The organism is Mitsuokella sp. AF21-1AC, assembly GCF_003458855.1.
Lineage (GTDB): Bacteria > Bacillota > Negativicutes > Selenomonadales > Selenomonadaceae > Mitsuokella.
In genome coordinates this window covers 41222-60852 of the sequence record NZ_QRVW01000006.1, presented here as the reverse complement: position 1 = coordinate 60852, position 19631 = coordinate 41222, and the positions used below count along the sequence as shown (strand labels likewise).

General features: G+C 58.3%; 16 protein-coding genes. All 16 read right to left on the bottom strand.

The features are described 5' to 3' along the window. Positions 1-3: 3 nt before the first annotated feature. Positions 4-1734: a lipid A export permease/ATP-binding protein MsbA gene (msbA, locus tag DWX75_RS03480; protein WP_118014947.1), complete on the bottom strand. Its 1731-nt coding sequence runs from the start codon at positions 1732-1734 to the stop codon at positions 4-6. A 1-nt stretch (position 1735) separates the two neighbouring features. After that, positions 1736-2884 carry a lipid-A-disaccharide synthase gene (lpxB, locus tag DWX75_RS03475; protein ID WP_118014946.1) on the bottom strand — a complete coding sequence of 383 codons (1149 nt, stop codon included), beginning with the start codon at positions 2882-2884 and terminating at the stop codon, positions 1736-1738. Between the two features lie 120 nt (positions 2885-3004). Continuing rightward, complete coding sequence (locus DWX75_RS03470) at positions 3005-3808, bottom strand: LpxI family protein (protein WP_118014945.1); 804 nt, start codon at positions 3806-3808, stop codon at positions 3005-3007. Positions 3809-3851: 43 nt separating this feature from the next. Then, positions 3852-4664, bottom strand: a complete 813-nt coding sequence (lpxA, locus tag DWX75_RS03465) for an acyl-ACP--UDP-N-acetylglucosamine O-acyltransferase (RefSeq protein ID WP_118015002.1) — start codon at positions 4662-4664, stop codon at positions 3852-3854. 179 nt (positions 4665-4843) lie between these two features. After that, complete coding sequence (fabZ, locus tag DWX75_RS03460) at positions 4844-5284, bottom strand: 3-hydroxyacyl-ACP dehydratase FabZ (RefSeq protein WP_118014944.1); 441 nt, start codon at positions 5282-5284, stop codon at positions 4844-4846. Between the two features lie 44 nt (positions 5285-5328). Then, positions 5329-6171, bottom strand: a complete 843-nt coding sequence (lpxC, locus tag DWX75_RS03455) for a UDP-3-O-acyl-N-acetylglucosamine deacetylase (RefSeq protein ID WP_369974328.1) — start codon at positions 6169-6171, stop codon at positions 5329-5331. Between the two features lie 63 nt (positions 6172-6234). Continuing rightward, positions 6235-7101, bottom strand: coding sequence for a lysophospholipid acyltransferase family protein (locus tag DWX75_RS03450; RefSeq protein WP_118014942.1), 867 nt, complete (start codon positions 7099-7101; stop codon positions 6235-6237). A 72-nt stretch (positions 7102-7173) separates the two neighbouring features. Then, positions 7174-8193, bottom strand: a complete 1020-nt coding sequence (gene lpxD, locus DWX75_RS03445) for a UDP-3-O-(3-hydroxymyristoyl)glucosamine N-acyltransferase (protein WP_118014941.1) — start codon at positions 8191-8193, stop codon at positions 7174-7176. Positions 8194-8208: 15 nt separating this feature from the next. Continuing rightward, positions 8209-8646 carry an OmpH family outer membrane protein gene (locus DWX75_RS03440; RefSeq protein ID WP_118014940.1) on the bottom strand — a complete coding sequence of 146 codons (438 nt, stop codon included), beginning with the start codon at positions 8644-8646 and terminating at the stop codon, positions 8209-8211. A 53-nt stretch (positions 8647-8699) separates the two neighbouring features. After that, complete coding sequence (locus tag DWX75_RS03435; protein WP_118014939.1) at positions 8700-9824, bottom strand: hypothetical protein; 1125 nt, start codon at positions 9822-9824, stop codon at positions 8700-8702. 106 nt (positions 9825-9930) lie between these two features. Continuing rightward, positions 9931-10395 carry an OmpH family outer membrane protein gene (locus DWX75_RS03430; RefSeq protein ID WP_118014938.1) on the bottom strand — a complete coding sequence of 155 codons (465 nt, stop codon included), beginning with the start codon at positions 10393-10395 and terminating at the stop codon, positions 9931-9933. An 85-nt stretch (positions 10396-10480) separates the two neighbouring features. Then, positions 10481-11773 (bottom strand): acylphosphatase, encoded by a 1293-nt coding sequence (locus DWX75_RS03425; protein WP_199497511.1) that lies wholly within the window; start codon positions 11771-11773, stop codon positions 10481-10483. 59 nt (positions 11774-11832) lie between these two features. Next, on the bottom strand, positions 11833-13845 hold the full coding sequence (locus DWX75_RS03420; protein ID WP_369974327.1) for an outer membrane protein assembly factor: 2013 nt from the start codon (positions 13843-13845) through the stop codon (positions 11833-11835). 39 nt (positions 13846-13884) lie between these two features. Next, complete coding sequence (locus DWX75_RS03415) at positions 13885-14463, bottom strand: hypothetical protein (RefSeq protein ID WP_118014936.1); 579 nt, start codon at positions 14461-14463, stop codon at positions 13885-13887. A gap of 158 nt (positions 14464-14621) precedes the next feature. Beyond that, positions 14622-15254: a sigma-70 family RNA polymerase sigma factor gene (locus DWX75_RS03410; RefSeq protein WP_118014935.1), complete on the bottom strand. Its 633-nt coding sequence runs from the start codon at positions 15252-15254 to the stop codon at positions 14622-14624. Between the two features lie 33 nt (positions 15255-15287). Then, positions 15288-19619: a translocation/assembly module TamB domain-containing protein gene (locus tag DWX75_RS03405; RefSeq protein ID WP_118014934.1), complete on the bottom strand. Its 4332-nt coding sequence runs from the start codon at positions 19617-19619 to the stop codon at positions 15288-15290. Positions 19620-19631: the final 12 nt, after the last annotated feature.

Here is a 19631-nt window from a genome sequence, read left to right as displayed (position 1 = left end):
TTTCTACATGGTTTTCTTGCTGAACTGGATATTGTAGAGATAACTGTAAAGGCCGCCGAGCTTCAGGAGCTCTTCATGCGTGCCGTGTTCCTTGATATGGCCGCCGTCGATGACATAGATCTGGTCTGCATTGAAGATGGTCGACAGGCGGTGCGCAATGACGAACGAGGTGCGGCCAACCATGAGCTTGTCGAGCGCAGCCTGAACGATTTTCTCACTTTCCGTATCGAGAGCCGAAGTCGCCTCATCGAGGATCAGAATCTGCGGATTCTTGAGGATGGCGCGGGCAATGGCCATGCGCTGGCGCTGGCCGCCCGAGAGGTTGAGACCGCGTTCGCCGATCTGCGTATCGTAGCCCTGCGGCAGTTCGCGAATGAATACATCGGCATTGGCCGCCCTGGCAGCTGCCTCCACTTCTTCATCCGTGGCATCAAGACGGCCGTAGCGGATATTCTCACGAATCGTCGTGGAGAAGAGCATCGTCTCCTGCGGCACGATGCCGATCTGCTCGCGCAGGGACGATACGGTCACATCGCGGATGTCGTAACCGTCTATGGAAATGGAGCCTGACGTGACCTCATAGAAGCGCGGAATCAGATTGGCAATCGTCGACTTGCCGGCACCGCTGGGGCCGACAAACGCAATCATCTGGCCGGGCTTCACTTCGAGGCTGACATCCGAGAGAGCCGGCACGCCCTTCTTGTACTCGAACGAGACGTGATCAAAGACAACATGTCCCTTGACCTTCGGCAGCGTCTTGGCATCCGGCTTGTCCGTGATCGTCTCCTCGAGATCGATGACGGCAAAGACGCGGTCGACAGCAGCCATGGCGCGCTGCAGGTTGCCGTAGACACGCGAAAGGCGCTTCACCGGATTCGCGAGGTTGACGGCATACGTGAGGAAGGCGACGAGAGAGCCGGCGGTGAGCACGCCGTTGACGACCTCATAACCGCCGAACCAAATGATGACCGTGACCGAGATGGCCGCGAGGAATTCAACGGACGGCGTCAGGAGACTCGTGAGCTGCACGTTCTTCATGGCCGCCTGGAAATTGAGGTCATTCTGGCGGCAGAACCGCTTGATCTCATAGTTCTCGCGCACGAAGGACTTCACGACGCGAATGGAGGAAATGCTTTCCTGCAGCAGGGACGTGATGTCGGCCATGCGTTCCTGGATGACCGTGCCGTTGCGCTTGATCTTGCGCCCGAAGATCTTCATAGCCTGCCCGACCAGCGGGATGACCACCAGCGTCAGGATGGAGAGCTTCCAGTCCAGGATGACCATGAAGACCAGGGAGCCGATGAGGATCGAACCTTCCGTGACCATCTCAATGAGCTGATCGACGAGTGCCGACTGGATGGCCGCGACATCGTTCGTGATGTAGCTCATGACCTCGCCCGTCTGATGACGGTCAAAATACGACATCGGCATGCGCTGGAACTTGCGGAACATGACCTCGCGCACATCGATGATGACCTTCTGGCCGATGAACGACACGAGATACGACTGTCCGTAGAAGAAGATACCGCGCAGCAGGAAGACCACGACGATACCCACGCAGATGATGTTGAGCATCACCATATCCTTGTCCGCCAGCACCTTATCGATCATGTCCTTGATGATCCACGGCAGGTAGAGGTTGGCTGCAGCAGCCATGATGATGCAGATGATGGCCAGGACCAGCTGCCTGACATAGGGCCGCATGTATTGGAGCAGCCTTTTGTAATTCTTCATGTTATTCTCCTGAATTCCTTGTTCTTCGTGCAGCAGCCAGAATCTTTGCCGCTACCCGGCCGGCCGCTCCCGGCGGGCCGAGGCGCTCACAGGCCTTCCTGAGCTCTTCTGCCGTTTGCTCCCGCCTGGCTGTGCCGCGGTAAAGCTGCGCGAGCTCTGCGGCAATGCGCTGCGGCGTGACCTCATCCTGCAGGAGTTCCGGCTGGATGGTCTTGTCGAGCAGGATGTTCGGCAGCGTGAAGTGCTTCACGTGCACGAGTGCCCTGCCAATGAGGTAGTTGAGCGGTGCCAGCCGGTAAAGCGAAACGCAGGGCAGTCCCATCAGCGCCGCTTCCATGACCACCGTGCCGGAAGCCGCGGCCGCCACATCGCCAAGGCCCATCAGGGCGTAGCGGTTCTCATGGGTCAGCACGACTGACACGCCGCTCTGCTTGACCTGAGTGCGGATCAGGCCTTCATACTCCGCGGCCGCCACGGGCAGGAAGAAGCGTGTCTGCGGCTTTTCCCGCTTCAGGATGGCCGCTGCCTGCAGCATGGGAGGCAGCAGCATCTCGATCTCCTGGCGGCGGCTGCCGGGCATCAGGAGCACGACATGGTCCTCGGGGTGAATCCCGAAAAACGCCCGCGCTTCTTCCTCGGGAAGCTCCGGTTTGACCGTATCGACGAGCGGATTGCCCACGAAGGATATCCTGGCGCCGGCTGCCTCATAAACGGGCAGCTCATGCGGGAAAATGGCCACGAATTCATCGGCGAGAGCCGCGCAAGTCCTGGCGCGTCCCTTGCGCCACGCCCAGGCGGATGGCGGGATGTAGGAAAACACGGGGATGCCGAGCTTCTTGGCCCGCTTGGCGAGGCGCCAGTTGAAATCCGGATAATCGATGAGGACCAAGAGATCCGGCCGCTCCTGCTCCATATAAGCCGTCAGGTCGTCGAGCAGCTTCAGGATACGGCGCAGATTCTTGATGACTTCCCACACGCCCATGACATTGTAATCGGCAAAATTGCAGAACAGATGGACGCCGGCCTCTGCCATGCGGCTGCCGCCAAGCCCCATGAGCACCGCTTCCGGTTCCTGTTCATGGATGGCGCGCGCCAGGCGTGCACCGTGCAGATCGCCGGATACTTCTCCGGCTGACATCATGATTTTCATAGGCTCCTCGTTCACTTCCCCATCCTGGTCTGGCATCCCGCAAATCAAATGACGCGAAAACGCCGAAAGAGACGCGTGGATACCATGGCCTGGTTCCGCCGCGCCTCAAAAAATCCCGCCTCAGAGGGCTGCAATCGTTATGTTGTTTGCCTCAGCCAATGCGACCATCTCTTCGCGCTCGACGAGCAGCGTCTTATCGGCTTCGATTGCCAGGGCCGCAGCTCCGACCTCGGCCATGGCCTTGATGGTCGCAAGGCCCACCGTCGGCACATCGAAGCGGTCATCCTGCTGCGGCTTCGCAACCTTGGCCACGACAGCGCCGCCGCGTGCCAGCTGACCGCCGCGGCGGATGCAGGCGTCCGTTCCCTCGATGGCCTCAAGCGCCATGACAGCCATGTTCTTGACGACTGCCGTCTGGCCGACATCCAGGCGGCCAATCTCCTTGGCCATGCGGAAACCGAACTCCATGTCCTTGCGTTCCTCCGGCGTTGGCTCACGCTTGGTGATGACGCCGCGATGCGGCATGAGCCGGCGAATCAGGGCCGTCTGGTCGAAGGCTTCCATGCCCGCCTTGGCAAGCTCCCGCACGAACATCATCATGATGGTATCGTCCTTGCGGTCCGGCAGCTCCATGATGAGCTTCAGCATGCGGGCATCCGGCTGGACCTTGCCCGAGAACAGCAGCTCCTTCGTGACCTTGCCGATCATCGTGACCTTGCGGACCTGTTTTTCCTTGAGGTAGTTCAGCACGGCATCGAGATGTGCAATGCTGATTTCCTGGCAGTCCGCCGTGCAGGTCTTGAGTTCTGCATCCGTTTCCGGCAGCAGTGCTACCGCGTAGACTTCATAGCCCAGGAGCTTCGCCGCCTTGGCACATTCAACCGGCAATCTGCCGGCTCCGGCCAGCAGTCCAATCTTTTCCATAATGATCCCCCGAATCCCTGTGATTCACGGCCTTGCGGCCCTTTTATTCTGCTTCGCGGCGCTCGCGGCAAATGCCGCGCTCGGCATTGCGCAGGAAACGCAGGAAATGCTCGACCTCCTCGCAGGAATCCACTTCCTGCTCGATGACGGCAATTGCCTGCTGCAGGCTGAGCCCCGACCGGTAAAGCAGCTTATATGCCTTCTTGATGTTGCGACGCGACTCGAGCGGGATGCCCGCACGCGAGATTCCCACCGCATTGAGACCCACGACCTTGGCCGGGCGTCCATCGACAATCGTGTACGGCACGACATCCTGGGTGAGCTTCGACATGCCGCCGACCATGGCATTGCGGCCGATCTTGACGAACTGATGCACGCCGGCCATGCCGCCGATGACCGCACGGTCCTCGACAATGGCGTGGCCTGCAAGGCTGGCCAGATTCGACATGATGACATGGTTGCCGACCACGCAGTTGTGCGCGACATGCGTGAGTGCCATCAGCAGGCAGTCACTGCCGACACGCGTCTCCTCGCCCTCGCCCGTGGCGCGGTGAATCGTTGCCCCCTCACGGATGGTCGTGCGGTCGCCGATGAACGTATAGCTCTTCTCCCCTTTGAACTTGAGGTCCTGCGGCTCCTCGCCGATGGAAGCCCCCTGGAAGATACGGCAGTCCCTGCCGATCTGCGTCCAGCCTTGGATGACGACATGAGGGCCAATCTTCGTACCCTCGCCGATCTCAACATTTTCGCCGATGACCGAGTAGGGCCCGATCTCGACATTCTTCGCAATGCGCGCACCCGGCGCGATTACAGCAGTTTCATGTATATATGCGATGACCTTATTGTCCGTATTCATCTGCTCCAACTCCTTAACCTTCCTCTTATGCCGGCAAAGAGCCGGCCAGCTTTGCTCTGTCCTTTTCTATATACTCCTGAATACACTTCAGATTTTTGTATCTCATATGACAGCAAATCCGGGCGTTTTACGAGTTGAACAAAGACTGTCTGCGTTTATGCGAGTAACACAGGCGAAAATCAAAGCTTTTCTGGTTTTTTCAAGGCGAACTTAAAATCTGCCGAAGCAGCGAGTTCACCGTCCACATAACCGTCGCAGTGAAGCAGACCGAAATCACCGCGCACGCGAACGAGCTTCGCCTTCGTGACCAGCTGGTCGCCGGGAACGACCTGGCGCTTGAATTTCACATGCTCCATACCGCCGAACAGGGCAATCTTGCCGCGATGCTCCTCAGGGTAAAGCATGGCAACGCCGCCGACCTGTGCCATGGCCTCGAGAATCAGCACGCCCGGCATGATCGGATGATCCGGGAAATGGCCGAGGAACTGCGGCTCATTCATCGTGATGTTCTTGATGCCCGTAGCAGACTGGAACGGCTCAATTTCCGTGATGCGGTCGACCAGCAGCATGGGTGGACGATGGGGCAGGATCTTCTTGATTTCGTTAATGTCTAATACCATGACGTTATCCCTCTTCCTCAAATCTATACTGTAGTTGGATTTCTTTATTTTGCCAGATGAGCAGCGGCGATTTTCTTGGCCAGCTGCGTATTCAGAGCATGGCCTGATGCAGCGGCGATGACATGTCCGCGGATGATGCCCGCCAGTCTCAAATCACCGATGACATCCAGGATCTTGTGACGCACGAGCTCATCCTCAAAGTGGAGCGGATTGAGCCAGCCGTCATCATTGTAGACGATGACGCTCTCCAACGTGCCGCCGAGCCCGAGGCCCATTTCGCGCAGCTGCGCGATTTCCTTTTCATACGCAATGGTGCGTGCCGGAGCGATTTCCTTATGATACGTCTCCTCATCGATGTGGAAATCCTCGTACTGGACACCGATTAGCTTGTGCGGATTGAGTGACGTGAAGCTCACGCGGAAACCATCGTATGGGACGACCATGACAAAACGGCCCGTTGCCTCATCATCGATGCGGTATACCTTGTCGATGATGACCTCGCGGCGCTCTGCCTCCAGCTCCCGGACGCCGGCTTTCGCCATGAGTTCAAAGAAGACGAGCGAGGCGCCATCTGCGACCGGAGGTTCCTCAGAATCCAGCTCAACAAAAGCGTTATCGATACGATGCGCATGAAAGGCACTCATCAGATGCTCGATGGTGAACACGCGCAAGCCATTCTCTTCCACCGTCGTAGCCCGCAGCGTCGAGGTGACATTTTCCGCCTTGGCGTGAATCATCGGCTGCCCCGGAAGATCCGTGCGCACAAAGACGATGCCGGTATCGGCCGGCGCAGGCTTAAGAACTGCATGGACCTCACGGCCGGAATGCAGCCCGATGCCCGTATAGGAAACCGCTGTCTCCAATGTTGTCTGCTTCTGCAAAATCATACCCCCTGCCGTAATATGCCTCCCTATATTGTACAAAACAATTGCCCGCGATGCAAGCTGCGATTAATCATCCCGCATGGACTTCCAGCGGTCATGGAGCCAGAACCATTCCTCCGGGTACTTGCGGACGTGTTCCTCGATGTCCTTCGTGAGAATCTGCGTCGTCCGGCGGATGTCTTCGCGCTTATCCTTCGTCTTCTCCACGAAGACAGGGTCGCCAACGATGAGCGTGTGGAATCCGTGCTCGTCGCGATGCATGAAGGCGGGGAAGATTGGCACGCCCTGGAAGCGGGCCATCGAGGCTGCACCCGGCACGCAGTTGGTCGGTCGGCCGAAGAAATCGAGGATGATGCCGTTGTGGCGGCTCGTGTCCTGATCCATGATGAGGCCGATGGCCCAGCCCTTGCGCAGCATGTCGAACATCTCGCGCACGCCGGATTTATACGTGATATGCATGCCGATGAGCGTGCGATACTCATTGATGAAGCGGTCCGCTGCCCCCGACCGCTGCTTCATCGCAACGCCCACGAGCGGGATGCCCGCCTGCGCAAAGGCGCCGCCCATGAGCTCCCAGTTGCCGCTGTGCGCCGCAGCGATGATGCAGCCTTTGCCGAGGGCCAGGCCCTTCTGCAGCTTGTCGAGTCCTTCGATGCGTACATAGTCGTCAATATGGCGGCGAATGACGGGGAAGCGCAGGACCTCCATGAGCATGGGACCGAAGCGCACGGCGCTGGCCTTTGCGAGGCGCGCGGCCTCCTCGTCACTGACTCCGAGACACATCTTGATCTGACTGCGCGCGAGCTCCTTGCGGCGTTTCGGCACGAAGATCCAGGCAAAATTCCCGAGCCCGCGTCCAATCACCTCGCAGACGCCACGCGGCAGGATGCAGCAGATCTTGCTGATCGCTTTCAACAAATAATAAGAAAACATCGTCTACGCCCTCCTGGAGTTTCTCGATAAAAGAAAGCCTTCCCGAAAAGGAAGGCCTGCTTTGCTTCGTTTTTATTTCGTCTCGTATTTTGCCAGCTTCTTCTCGAGCTGCTTGACCTTCTTGTAAATCTCCGGCAGATGCTTCATGGAAGCCTGCATGCGCAGCCACTCCGTATGGCTCTGGACGGGGAAGCCTGCACAGAAAACGCCTTCCGGCATGTCGCCGATAATGCCCGAACGCGCAGCATAGACGGAATTGGCCCCGATCTTGATGTGGCCGACCGTGCCGACCTGCCCGCCAAACGTGACGTTGTGGCCGACTGTTGTCGAACCCGAGATGCCCGTCTGCGCGACGATCAGGCAGTTCGGGCCAATCTTGCAGTTGTGGCCGATGTGAACGAGATTGTCGATTTTCGTGCCGTGGCCGATGACCGTAGAACCCATCGCCGCGCGGTCGATGCCATCGTGTGCGCCGATTTCGACATCATCCTCGAGGACGACATTGCCCACCTGCGGCACCTTCGTGTGAATGCCGTCCTTCGTCGTAAAGCCGAAGCCGTCCGAACCGATGACAGCCGAAGGATGGATGACGCAGCGCTTGCCGACGTGGCAGTGCTCGCGCACCGTGGCGCTGGGGTAAATGACCGTGTCTTCCCCAATCTCAGTATACTGGCCAATGTACGTATGCGGATAGAGTGTCACGCGGTCGCCGATGACGGCATGGTCATCCACGACGGCAAACGGCATGATGACGACATCCTTTCCGATCTTGACGTCTTTGCCGATGTGTGCCTGCTCGCTGACTCCCTGCGGGAACTTCAGCTTCGGCGTGAAGAGCTCAAGGAGCTTCGCAAAGGCAGCCCTGGGTTCCTCCACGTAAAGTGCCGTCTTCGGGAAATTCTCGATGCCTTCCGGCAGCATAACAGCCGCTGCACCGCACTCCTTCGCCGCTTCGATATGCGGCTCGACCGCAAACGTCAGATCATGGGCACCAGCGCCCTCGATATTATCGAGCCCGCTGATGACAATGCTGGCATCTCCGACAATATGGCCGCCGACATACTCCGCGATTTCCTGCAATGTCTTTTTCATATCCGATCCCCATCCTTACTGCAGCTTGGCAATGACATCATCCGTCACGTCCGTGCAGCCATAGATGGCTGTCGGCTGCGACTTCTCACTGTCGATGACGGCATCGAGTTTCTTCTGCTTGGCAATATCCTGCAGAGCTCCGTTGATCTTCTGCTGGAGCTGCATCTGGTACGACTGATTCAGGCTCATCATCTTGCGCTGAGCTTCCTGCTGGGCCTTCTGTGCGTCTTCCTGACTCATGTCCGGATTATCCTGCAGGGACTTCTCCGCTTCCTCACGGGCTTCATTAATCTTCTGATTGCCCTCATCCACCAGGGATTTGACCTGCGGTGCTTCCTGCATGACACGCGAACCGTCGATATAACCGATCTTAGCCTGTCCGCAGCCGCTCATGAGGAGCGTGGCAGCAAATGCTGCCGCCAGCAGTCCCAGGGATTTCTTTCGTAATTTCATTTTATGACTCGCTTCTTTCTCTATATAATGTCAATATCTGATACAAAGGATCGTCATGATTCCTCAGAAGAAATGGTGCCTATCTCTGTGACGAGCTCGTCTGTCACATCCTCGGTATCCGTACCGATGACGGGATAGAACCGCTGCATATCGGGATCTGGCGTGCCGCCCAGGGGCAGCGCATACTCAAGATTCTCCGCCGGCGTTGCCAGGATCAGCGTGAAATGATGCAGGATGGCGATCTTGGCTGCCTTGCCGGCAATATCGTTGCGGATATGCGTGTCGAGCGCCTCGATCTGCTGCTGGAGCTCCGAAAGCTGCTGCTTGATGGCCTCGCGCTGCTGAAGATTCAGCGACACGTCCATCTGCTGCTGCATGGCCTCCGTATTGCGCGCCTGCACTTCAGACTGCTTGGCCATGGCGCCGGACTGCCGCTCAGCCATGGAGTCCTTCGCCTTCTGTTTCCATTCGGCAAGCTTCGGCCCCATCACCGACTGCACATACGCGGCGACCTGCTTGTTCCACTGGCGCTCAAGCTCCGCCTGACGCATGCCGCGCTCCTGCTGCAGGTTCGCGCGTTCCTGTTCCCATTCCGCCTTTTCCTGGTCAAGCGCCTCCTGCTTCGTCCAGGGATGATGCATGGCCTTCTGGTTGTCGATCTTCAGATTGAGGTTGAAGATGGCAAGGCGGTAATCCTCATCAATGGCCTTCCGGCGGCTTTCGTATTCCTCCTGATGTGCTTCCCGATACGCCTTCTCGACGGCTTTTGCCTCGCGCTCCAGCTCCGTCCTGCCGCCGATGACCGCCTGTGCATTCTTCTGCCAGACAGAATCATCAAACGGCTTGGAGTCGGTCTGCGGCGGCTGCACCGTCACCGGCGGCAAAGCAGCCGTATCCTTGAGGGAAAGGGACAGGCGCTGGTACTGAGCGCGCAAATCCTTGAGCTTCTCATAATCCGGATGCGCTTCCATGGCCTTCTGCATGTCGACAAGGCCGACGGTCGCGGCAGCCGTCTGTGTGGCAGCCGGTTTGCCCGGCATCAGGGCCCGCAGGCCCCAGGCGCCGAGGAACACGAGAGCAAGGGCGACTGCCACTCCCAGGATGATTTCCCTGCGCTTTTTCTGCCAAAGGCCAGGCTGTTTTCCCCCGGCGTTCTCCGGCTTGTCCTGCTCTTCCACGGGCCGTGTCCTCCTTCACTGTGATACCGGTGACAACTCGTCCTTACAAGTAGTACCGAGCGCAATAAATGGCTCGGTACTCAACGACTGATATGACCCGCAGGGATTATTTGCTGAGCTTATTGATGACATCCTGAGTGATATCCTGGCCGCCATATACGACCGTGCTCTTCTCCAGGACAACCGAGAGGCCCTTTGCTTCGGCTACGCTCTTGACAGAATCCTCAATGCTCTTCTGGATCGGCTCCATGAGCTCCTGGTTCTTCTGCTGGAGGCGCTGCTGCGTCTGCTGATAGTAGTCGTTCTTTTCCTGATCGCTCATGTTTGCGGATTTCTCCTCAAACTCCTTCTGAGCATCCTGAACGGCTTTCTGCATCTCTGCATTGGCGCTCTGGAGCTGCGGATGCTGCTGGGCAATCTGACGGTAATCCACGACACCGACGTTGGAGCTTGCCGCGCTGGCGATGCCAGAGCCGGACTGCGTCAGGGCCAGGGCCACGACCGAACCGATAAAGACGAGTGCAATGAGTACACTGATGATCTTGACCTGTTTCTTCTGTAACTTAACCATTTTCTCTTCTCCTTTTTGTGATTCCACAGAAACACGTTTATTATAACAAACTTCGCATAGGTCTACAAGCATGCGGTTTGACCCGTCAGAAATTTCCTATGAGACGGAACCAGCCCTGATCGGCATCGCGCACATACTCGAGATTGAGGAAATCATGTACCTTGAATGAGAGGCCGGCCTCACCGAGCTTATCGGCAAACCGGTATTCATAGCGCAGACCCCAGCGCGGCGCGAGCTGCTGGAAGGCACCAAGCACGGGGCGCTTGCGGCGCATATCGTAGCGCAGCTGCGCTTCCGTTCCCACGCCGATGCGATAGCCGTAGCCGGCTTCCCAGCCCCAGTTGACATTCTGCGGCATGAAATCAAACTGCAGAAATACTTCGTCGCGCGGACCGATCACGCGCCCCGCATGCAGGCGGAAGCGCAGATTGTCCTGCTGATCGTGATGATCGTCATCCTTGCGGTCGATATCCAGCCAGCCCGTCAGCCGCAGGCGGTAACGGTCCGTATCGGAACGGCTCATCACCTGCATGCGCTCCGCCGGCTCAATGCTCACGCGGCTCTTCATGTGCAGGGCCTTGAAATCCGGCTGGCTGTCAAGTCCTTTGGCCAGGGAATCCGAGAAAGCCTCCCGATGGCGCGCCACAAAGGCAACAGGCACGCCGACCAGCTGGTCGACATGCTCCTGCATGAGCTGGCGGTGATTGAGCAGCGTGAGGTTCGGGATGGTATCCGAACGCATCGACAGGTCTATCGTTCGCACGACGGGCAACCGCGGATAAACGGTCAGATGCACATGCGCCGTATCCCCCGTGGTATCAACCTCGAAGTCACCGCGGAATTCCGGCAGATGCTCGGCCAGGAAATCATTGAGATGATGCTTGAGCACACCGTTTGTCCAGTCCGTCGCCGCCACGGGCAGCCCGTAAAGCGCATCGGAAAACACGCCATCCACATCGGCAAGATCCTGCCGCACGAGCTCTTCTACGGCTGGCGGCATGCCTTCGACTGCCGTATCCACCTCGATGGTGCGGATGACATCCGACCAGGGCAAAAGATGCGCCGTCACCCGCACGTTCTCGCCGGGCTCGATGTCGACGCCCCGCACGGTGTAGCCGACGAGGACCTTGTCGAACACCTGGCGGATCACTTCCGCCTGGGTCCCGCTGTCTGCCGCCACGTCTGCCACGGGACGTCCCAGGAGCAGCTGCTCCGCGATGACGCGGACGCTTGTCTCCATGCGCTGCTGCACGAGCGGCGGCACGCCGGAATCGGCCTCAACGACCGTCGTCACCGCATCGACGCGTGCAGAAGCCTGCGCCCGGACCGGCAGGAAGCACAGGCATGCCAGCAGCAAGCAAAGCCAACGCACCGGCATGGTTGATCCCCTCTTTCCTTCAAGCCCTGGCGCAGGCAGATGGTACCCGGCAGTCAGCATCAGAACGAGCTGCCAACCGTGAAGTGCACGCGGCCGCCATCCTCGCCCCAGCCGTAATCAAAGCGCAGCGGTCCAATCGGTGTCGTCAGCGAGAGGCCCACGCCGATGCTGCCGTGCAGATCATCCGGCGTCAGGCCGCTGTCCCAGGCATTGCCCCAATCCGTAAACAGTGCGCCCTGTACTTTCTTCATGAGTGGGAAGCGGTATTCCACCGTTCCGAGGAACATGTGGTCACCGCGGAACTGATCTTCGCGGTAACCGCGCAGCGAGCTCTGGCCACCGACGCGGTACTGGTTGAACTCGGAAATCTCGCCGTTGCCGTAGCCGTAGCTGGCGCGCAGGGCGAATACCTGCGCATGACCGGCGCGGATGTAATGCTGTCCTTCAACCGTATACTTCTGGAACGTGAAGTCGCCGCCCAGGCCGGCAAACTCGCCGGAAAGGCTCATGCGGCTGCCGCTCATCGGATTGTAAACGTTGTCGCGCGTATCCGTGACATTCTGGAACGTGACGCTGCGCGTCAGGCCGAAGTTATTGGCACGCCAGTCTGCATATTCCGGCCTGCTGCGGTCAATACCGTCGTCAGAATGACGCTTGTAGGAATCCGTGCGGTTGCGCAGCGTCAGGTAATTCGTCGAATACTCGCTGATTGGGCGGCCGAACGTCAGCTCACCGCCGGAATACTTGCGCATGTACGACTCGGTGAGATCGCCGTCCGTGTTGTAATCATCATATTCATACGTGCGGTTGTAGAGACGCAGCGTGCCGACCGTCTCTTTTTTGTCGAGCCACGGGCGGCGGTAGGAGAACGTGTAGCCCTGGGCATCCGTGTCATCGCCGCTCTTCTCATACGTCAGGCTGACAGCGTCGCCCGTGCCGCGGAAGTTCGTATCACCAATGGAGACCATGCCGAGCACGCCATCCTCACTGGAATAGCCGGCGCCGATACCGAAGGAGCCCGTGCGCTTCTCCGTGACATCGAGCTCCATGACGACGGCATTGGGCTCGACACCCGGATTCATCTTGATGTTGACATCCTCGAAGAAACCGAGGTTGTAGACGCGCTGCATGCTGCGGCGGGCCAGCTTGGAGTTGAACGGTTCACCCGGCTTCTGACGCATCTCGCGCAGGATGACGCGCTCCTTCGTCTTCGTATTGCCCTTGACTTTATAACCCTCGAGGACACCTTCGTTGATCTTCAGTGTCAGGATGCCCTCCTTGTTGATGTTCATATCCGTGATTTTGGCGAGGATATAGCCGTCGCGGCGGTACTGCTCCTGCAGAGCCATGACATTCGCATTGAGCTCACGGCTGTTGAGGATGGCCCCCTGCTTCACCGTGATCAGCGGGTAGAGCGTCTCATTGCTCTCAACCGTATTGCCTTCAATCTTGATGCCCTTGAGCACCGGGTTCTCGAGTACATGGTAGGTGATGACCACGCCTTCCGGCACCTGCTCAAACGTCGGGTAAAGATCGTAGAAATATCCGGTATTGTAAATCTTCTCCCGGTCTGCATCGAGCCCCTTGCTCGTGAACATATCCCCGGCCTTCATGGAAATCGCGGCCTTGGCCGTGCCCTCCGTCAGAGACGACGTGCCGTCAAAGACCACATCGACAACGGTCTGACCTTCGTACTGCTTCATGAGCTTGCTGACGGCATCTTCCTGCGGACGGGATTTCCCCCAGTCCACGATGCGGTCGTCGACGCTGCCTGCATCATTCCCTGCCGCTTTCGCCGCTTCCGCCGATGCTGCCCCGTCAGATGCCGCAGCAGCCGTGGCGGCCGGCGCAGAGGAGCCGGCAGGCGCAGCCGCCGTCTCAGCAGCAGCCGGCTCCGCAGAAGAAGCTGCAGGCGCAGCAGCAGCCGCAGTGCTTTCTGCCGATGCAGCCTGCACAGCTGCGGCAGAACTATCCGCTCCGCTCTCTGCAGCCCACGAAGTACCGGGAACTGCGGAGAAACTCATGGCCAGAGCGACGGCATAGGCAAGAGATCTATAGTTCTGTTTCTTCAAAGGTCAAACCTCCTAAATCTTTCTTTCATCGGTGCAGGCTCATTGGCGCAGGGCCTTGCCTGCTGTCTGCATCAACTTCTGCATATTATCATTGGGAACGGCTGGGGCCTTGCTTGGGGCCTTGCCCGGAGCCTGCTGCTCCTGCGCGGCAGGCAGTGCCGCAGGGCCTGGCACAGGCGCAGCCGGCTGATGCGCAGCTGCCTCAGAAGACGCATAAACGGGGGGCTGTGACACAGGTTCCGAAGAAACCGCATCATCCGCAGCCGCCATTGGCGAATCTTCCGCTGCTTGCGGCAAGGCTGCCGCAGGCGTCTCAGGAGTACTGGGCGCATTCTCCACAGCCAGTGCAGGCGGCCTGCCTGGCTGAACAAGCTGAAGTCCCAGCCAGCCGCCGCCAGCGATCAGGAACGCCGCTGCGGCCGGCAGAAGACGCCGCCCCCATCGTCGCAGGGGACCGGCTCCAGCTCCCTGCCGGGCCTGCGCGAGCTCCGCCTTGGCCAGCATGACTTTCAGCTCGCCCCGGACCTCGTTATCCTCTGCCAGCGAATGCTCCGCCTTGCCCAGCCAGTCCCTGGCAGCACGGATATGATGCCGCTGCCTTTGGTTCTGGTCTTTCATGGCACACCCTCCTGTCCTTTCATCATATCTGCGATAGATATAATATCTGCCGGACGTTCAAAATCCTGACAGCCCGAATCCGGCAATGACAGGGAATACAGCGCTATTACGCATGTTTTTCTTGCAGAATCAATGCTTTCTTACTATTTTGCTTTAATTTACCAGTATTGCATGAAACGCGACAGCATGCCGCGCACGCGGCGAATGCCGCTTTTCTGCAGCCGGTAGATATGAGAAGAGCTGACCTGCAGGCTGTCCGCCATCTGTGCCGCGTCTTCGCTGCGCAGATACATTCCCTCCAAAACGGCCCGTTCCTTGGCCGGCAGGCGTTCCATGGCCTGATGCAGGCGGCCGGAAAGCTCGTGGCTTTCCGCCTGCTCCGAAACGGACGCCGCCGTATCGACGAGATTCTCCTTGAGATTGCCGCTGGCATCCTCCAGGGTCTCCTCCATGCAGGCGATGTCCACGCGACCTTCCCGCCGCAGGAAATCCAGCATCCGCCCGCGTATCCGGTGTACGGCGAACAGGCTGAACGCCACACCGCGCGTATGGTCATAGCGCTCCACAGCTTCGATGAGCCCCACCGTCCCCTCCTGGATGACATCCATGATGCAGGTGAGGTGCGAGAATGGCATGGCCTGCTTGAAGACCAGCGGCTGATAAGATTCAATGAGACGCTGCCTTGCCGCTGTATCGTTTTCTTCCTTGAAGGCCTGCCAAAGCGCCCGTTCTTCTTCCGGTTCCAGCAGCTGAACCCGGTTCAACTCTTTCATGTACTGATCCAGACGCATCGTCTCACCTCCTCTGCCATTATCATTTCATCATCAGAAACGGATGCGTGCCTCCACGCCCACGATGTAATCATCGGACTCCCGGTCGAGCGTGAGCCCGAGTCGGTCGTTCATATCGTATTGGACACCAAAGCGGTGCATGTCGTTGCCGCCAATCTGCTGGACGTATTTGAGCATCACCTTATCGGAAATGTACTTGCCCATCTCGACATGGTAGACATCGAGATCCTTGTTCGATTCCTCATCGTGATGATCAAAATCCGAGCCACTGCCGCGCGCAATCGTGAAGCGGTCAAGCCAAAGCATGTTGCGCATGGCATCCTCAACCTCGGACAAGAAGCTCATCTGCAGGCCCACAATCAGGAGATCGCCGGCATCGAGATTGGCATCACCGTTCTTGTATGCGTCGCGCAGCGTGAGCATGCGGATGATTTCCGTCTGGCTCATCTCCGGCGACGACGTGAGCTTCAGCGTCATATTGTCGAGCGGACCGCTGAGTGCCAAATATACCTTGGCCTGCGTCAGGCGAGTATCGGCCAGGAAAACAATACTCGGCAGGAACGAATCCACCTGATTGAAGTAGGCCGCGCCCTCTCTTACATTGAAAGCCGTCTTGAGATAGCTGACGGTACCGCCGCGCTTGACGGAAATCGTGCCCGACGATTTCGGGTGAGCGGTCGAGCCGCCGAAATGAACTTTGCCCGTCAGATACATATCGTAAAGATACGAGCTGTAGGCATGTACCTTATCCCCGACATTGATGTCAAGGTCCAGCATCACTTCCGGCAGAGAGCTGTCTCCTTCCGGCAGTGACGGCACGGAAATCGTGCAGTTGCCGAGATTGACGGCGCCGGCGATTTTCGGCATCTCCCTGCCAAAGAACTTGTCATTGCTCACCGTCAGCGAAGCGTTGAGCGGTCCGCGGAAGAATTCACATTCGATGTCCAGGTCCTTGGCATCCAGCGTGAAATTGTACTTGGAGGGTTTGAGCCCTGCCATTTCCAGCGTACCCTGGACATCATAGGTACCTTCGCCCATTTTACCAGAAAAGTTTCGCACTGTCATGCTATTCCCGTTAAAATCAAGCTCCATCGCCATATCCGTTATGGGCTTTTCAAGCGGCTTAAGCTTCATGGCGCCGGACGGCACCGCCACGCTGCCGTTGATGAGCGGGTGTGCCACCGTGCCTGTGATCTCAAGGCCGCCCTTGGTGGCGCCGAGCGCCCAATCCACCTGATCTGAGACAAACGGCAGCAGCGAAAGGTCCGCCTGATCGAGCCGCACGTCGAGCTTGATCTGCTCGTAATCATCGCTCGGGTCATCGCCCGTCGACGTCAGAGCCCGCAGCGGCACGATGCCATGCGCACTGGCTTCGTAATCCTTTTGGTTGATGGTCTTCTTGACACTGGCATTCTCGACATTGACCAGGCCATTCTTCAGGTGGAACACGCCGGAGAGCGAATCGAAGACCGAGCCTTCAAAGCCGCCGTTGCGGCCGACAATCGTGACATCGGCCGACGGATTGCCCGTCGTGCCGCCAAAGGAGGCATCGATATCGGCTGTGCCGTGCACATCGCGCTGCAGCCCAGCCGACTTCGTGAACATGCCGAGCGCCAGATTGCGTGCCGTAAAGGTAGCCGCAATGGGCCCGCCGATCGTCACGGAGCCGTCGGCCGAGAAGCTTCCTTCCGTGCCCTGACTGCCCGAGAGCTCGTCGATGTAGATGACCGAGTCCAGCAGATGCAGGTTGAGCGCCACATCGTGGATATCGTAGCCGGCCACCTGTCCCTCCGGCATCGTGCCAACCACGGTAAGGCTGGGATTGTCATACGTGCCGCCAACATCAATATCGCTTGTCAAGCGCCCCGTCACGATATCATTCTTGAGATTCAGCACGGCCGAAATGGCGTTGATATCGCCATTTTCCACCTTGACATGGCCGCTGGCGTCATGCGAAGCCATATCAACGGACATGACCAGCGCATACTGGCCCTCGTTCTGCTGAAAGCCGAACTGATCGACGCTCAGGACGCTGTCGCGGTAACGCATCATGCCATGTACGCTCTTGAGCTCCTGCCCATTGAGCGTGATGGAAGGCGCATCGAGCATGCCGTAGAATTCCGGCGCGGAAAGATTGCCGCGAATCTTGCCCGAGAACGTCCCTTTGCCGCTGACCGGATACGGAAACTTGTGCGCAAAGCGTTCCATGTCGATTTCATGGACACTCGCATCGAGTTCGAGATTCATCTCGCGGTCAACGGTGCCGTTGAGGTCCATATCGACCATCGGGGAGAAAATATGGAAGTCCTGCAGCCGCGTATAGCCGTCCTTCATGAAGTAATCGCCGTCCATACCAGAGAGCAGGACGCCATTGTAGCTGCCGCGGTAAAAATGGATGTAACCGACGGCATTGGGATGATCGAGCGTTCCCGTGAAATGAATGGTGTTGTCGACATTACCCGTGATGGGCTGGTCCGGGAAGGCCAGCGCAGCAATGTCTTCCATGCGAGCGCCGACCGTATCGACGCGCAGATCAATGCGGCGTTCGCCCGCCAGGCCGACGGTACCGTCGACATACCAGGTCTGTTTGCCATCCTTGACCAGCGAGAAATCCTTGATGGCCACGCCATCCAGGCTGCCCGCCGCTTCAAAGCGCAGGTCATCGTAAGGCTGCTTGAAGAGCGTCCCGTGCGTCGCCGTGAACTTGAGATCCACCTGCGGGTCCGTCATGTTGCCATGAACGGTGCCTTCGAAATCGCCGAGACCGGACAAATCAAGCTGTGGTTCCAGTTTGCTCGCGAGCGAGAGATCGACATGCCCGCCGTAGAAGGCCAGATCCAGGCGCTCGCCGCCCATGACCGTGCCCTCGATGCCAAGCGTTGTACGGTTTGGCAGGTTCAGGCTGGCATAATCAATCGTCACATCCTGCCCCTGCACATAGAACGACGCGTTGAGATTTTCAATTGGCAGGGCCTTGTACGCCCCCGCCTGCAGCGAAGCACTGCCATAGACCTGGAGAGACGAGCCATCCGTCCCCACACCGGCCGCGCCGATATCGAAAGAAACGCGCCCCTGCAGGTCTGACAGCTGCGGCACATAAGCGGCGGCCTGCTGCACATCGGCATTGCTGGCCTGCAGATGCGCCGTATACGAAAGATCATCCGCGGACAATTCCATTTCACCCTGGATTGTACCGCCAAACGCGGCGGCAAAGAGATTCCGCACATAGATCCGGCTATCCTCGTAACGGATATGCGCCGCAGCATTCTGGAACGGGATATCCTGAACTTTGCCCTGTGCGACCTTGAAATCGCCGTCGACGACAGGATTCTTGGCCGTACCTGTCACATGTGCCGTAAAAGCAGCCGCGCCCTCATACGGGATGTTGCGGAGCACCTGTGCAGGGTCAAAGCCATCCGAAGAAACCGTGAGGTCAAGATACGGGGAATCCGTATCGAGGCGCACGCTGCCGTGAACGCGCGCACTCTGCCCGTTCGCCCGGGCATCCGCCAGCACCAGCACCTCCGTATCGTTGAAGCTCGTAAAGCCGTGAATATCTTCAACCTCCGTATCCTTCACGCGCACGGCAACGTCCTTGTACTCGGCCTGACCCGTGAAGGAAAGCTGGCTGCCCATCTTCTGCCCCGAGATCTTCGCCTTGACGATGGTGCCTCCCTCGATGGAGAGTTCCGATGGCAGCAGGCCATCCGGCAGCAGCGGCAGGACCTGAGCGATATCCAAGCCTTCCGTCTCCGCCTGCAGAATCTGATTCTCCTTGCGGTATGACCCCGATGCCTTTACAGGCGCACCAAAACTTTCGCCATTCACCTGGAACTGCAGGACCGGATATGCCGAAAAATCCAGTGTACCGGAAAGTTGGCTGACCGTTGCCGTCTTCCCCTGCATCGAAGCCGTTACCTCACTGTCCTCAAGGCGTACCAGGCCATAGAACGAGCCGCTGGTCGAGGATTTCGTCTGGATGTCCTCGACATTCCACGTACCGTCCTCACGCTGCCGCAGATTGCCCTGAACACCGGAAAGCGTGACTTCTTTCACCGCATGTGAAGGGTCCTGAAACGCAGAAAACAGACGGAAGTCCACGCGGGCTTTATCCGCCCGCGCGATGCATTCCGCCTGTTTATCGTAAATAGCCAGGTCCTGTATTTCAATTTCATGGTTGGAGACAACGGTCACGGAACCGATTTCTACAGGGACGCCCAGGGAATCGCTGGCAGCAGACGAGGCCGTCTGCTCCACCTTCTGCATGAAGGCATCCGTCTGCACGTAATAATAAATCCCGCCCAGTACCAGCATCAGTACACCCAGGAGTGCACCGATACCTATCCCGATGGTTTTCCGTTTCATGATAGCTGCTCC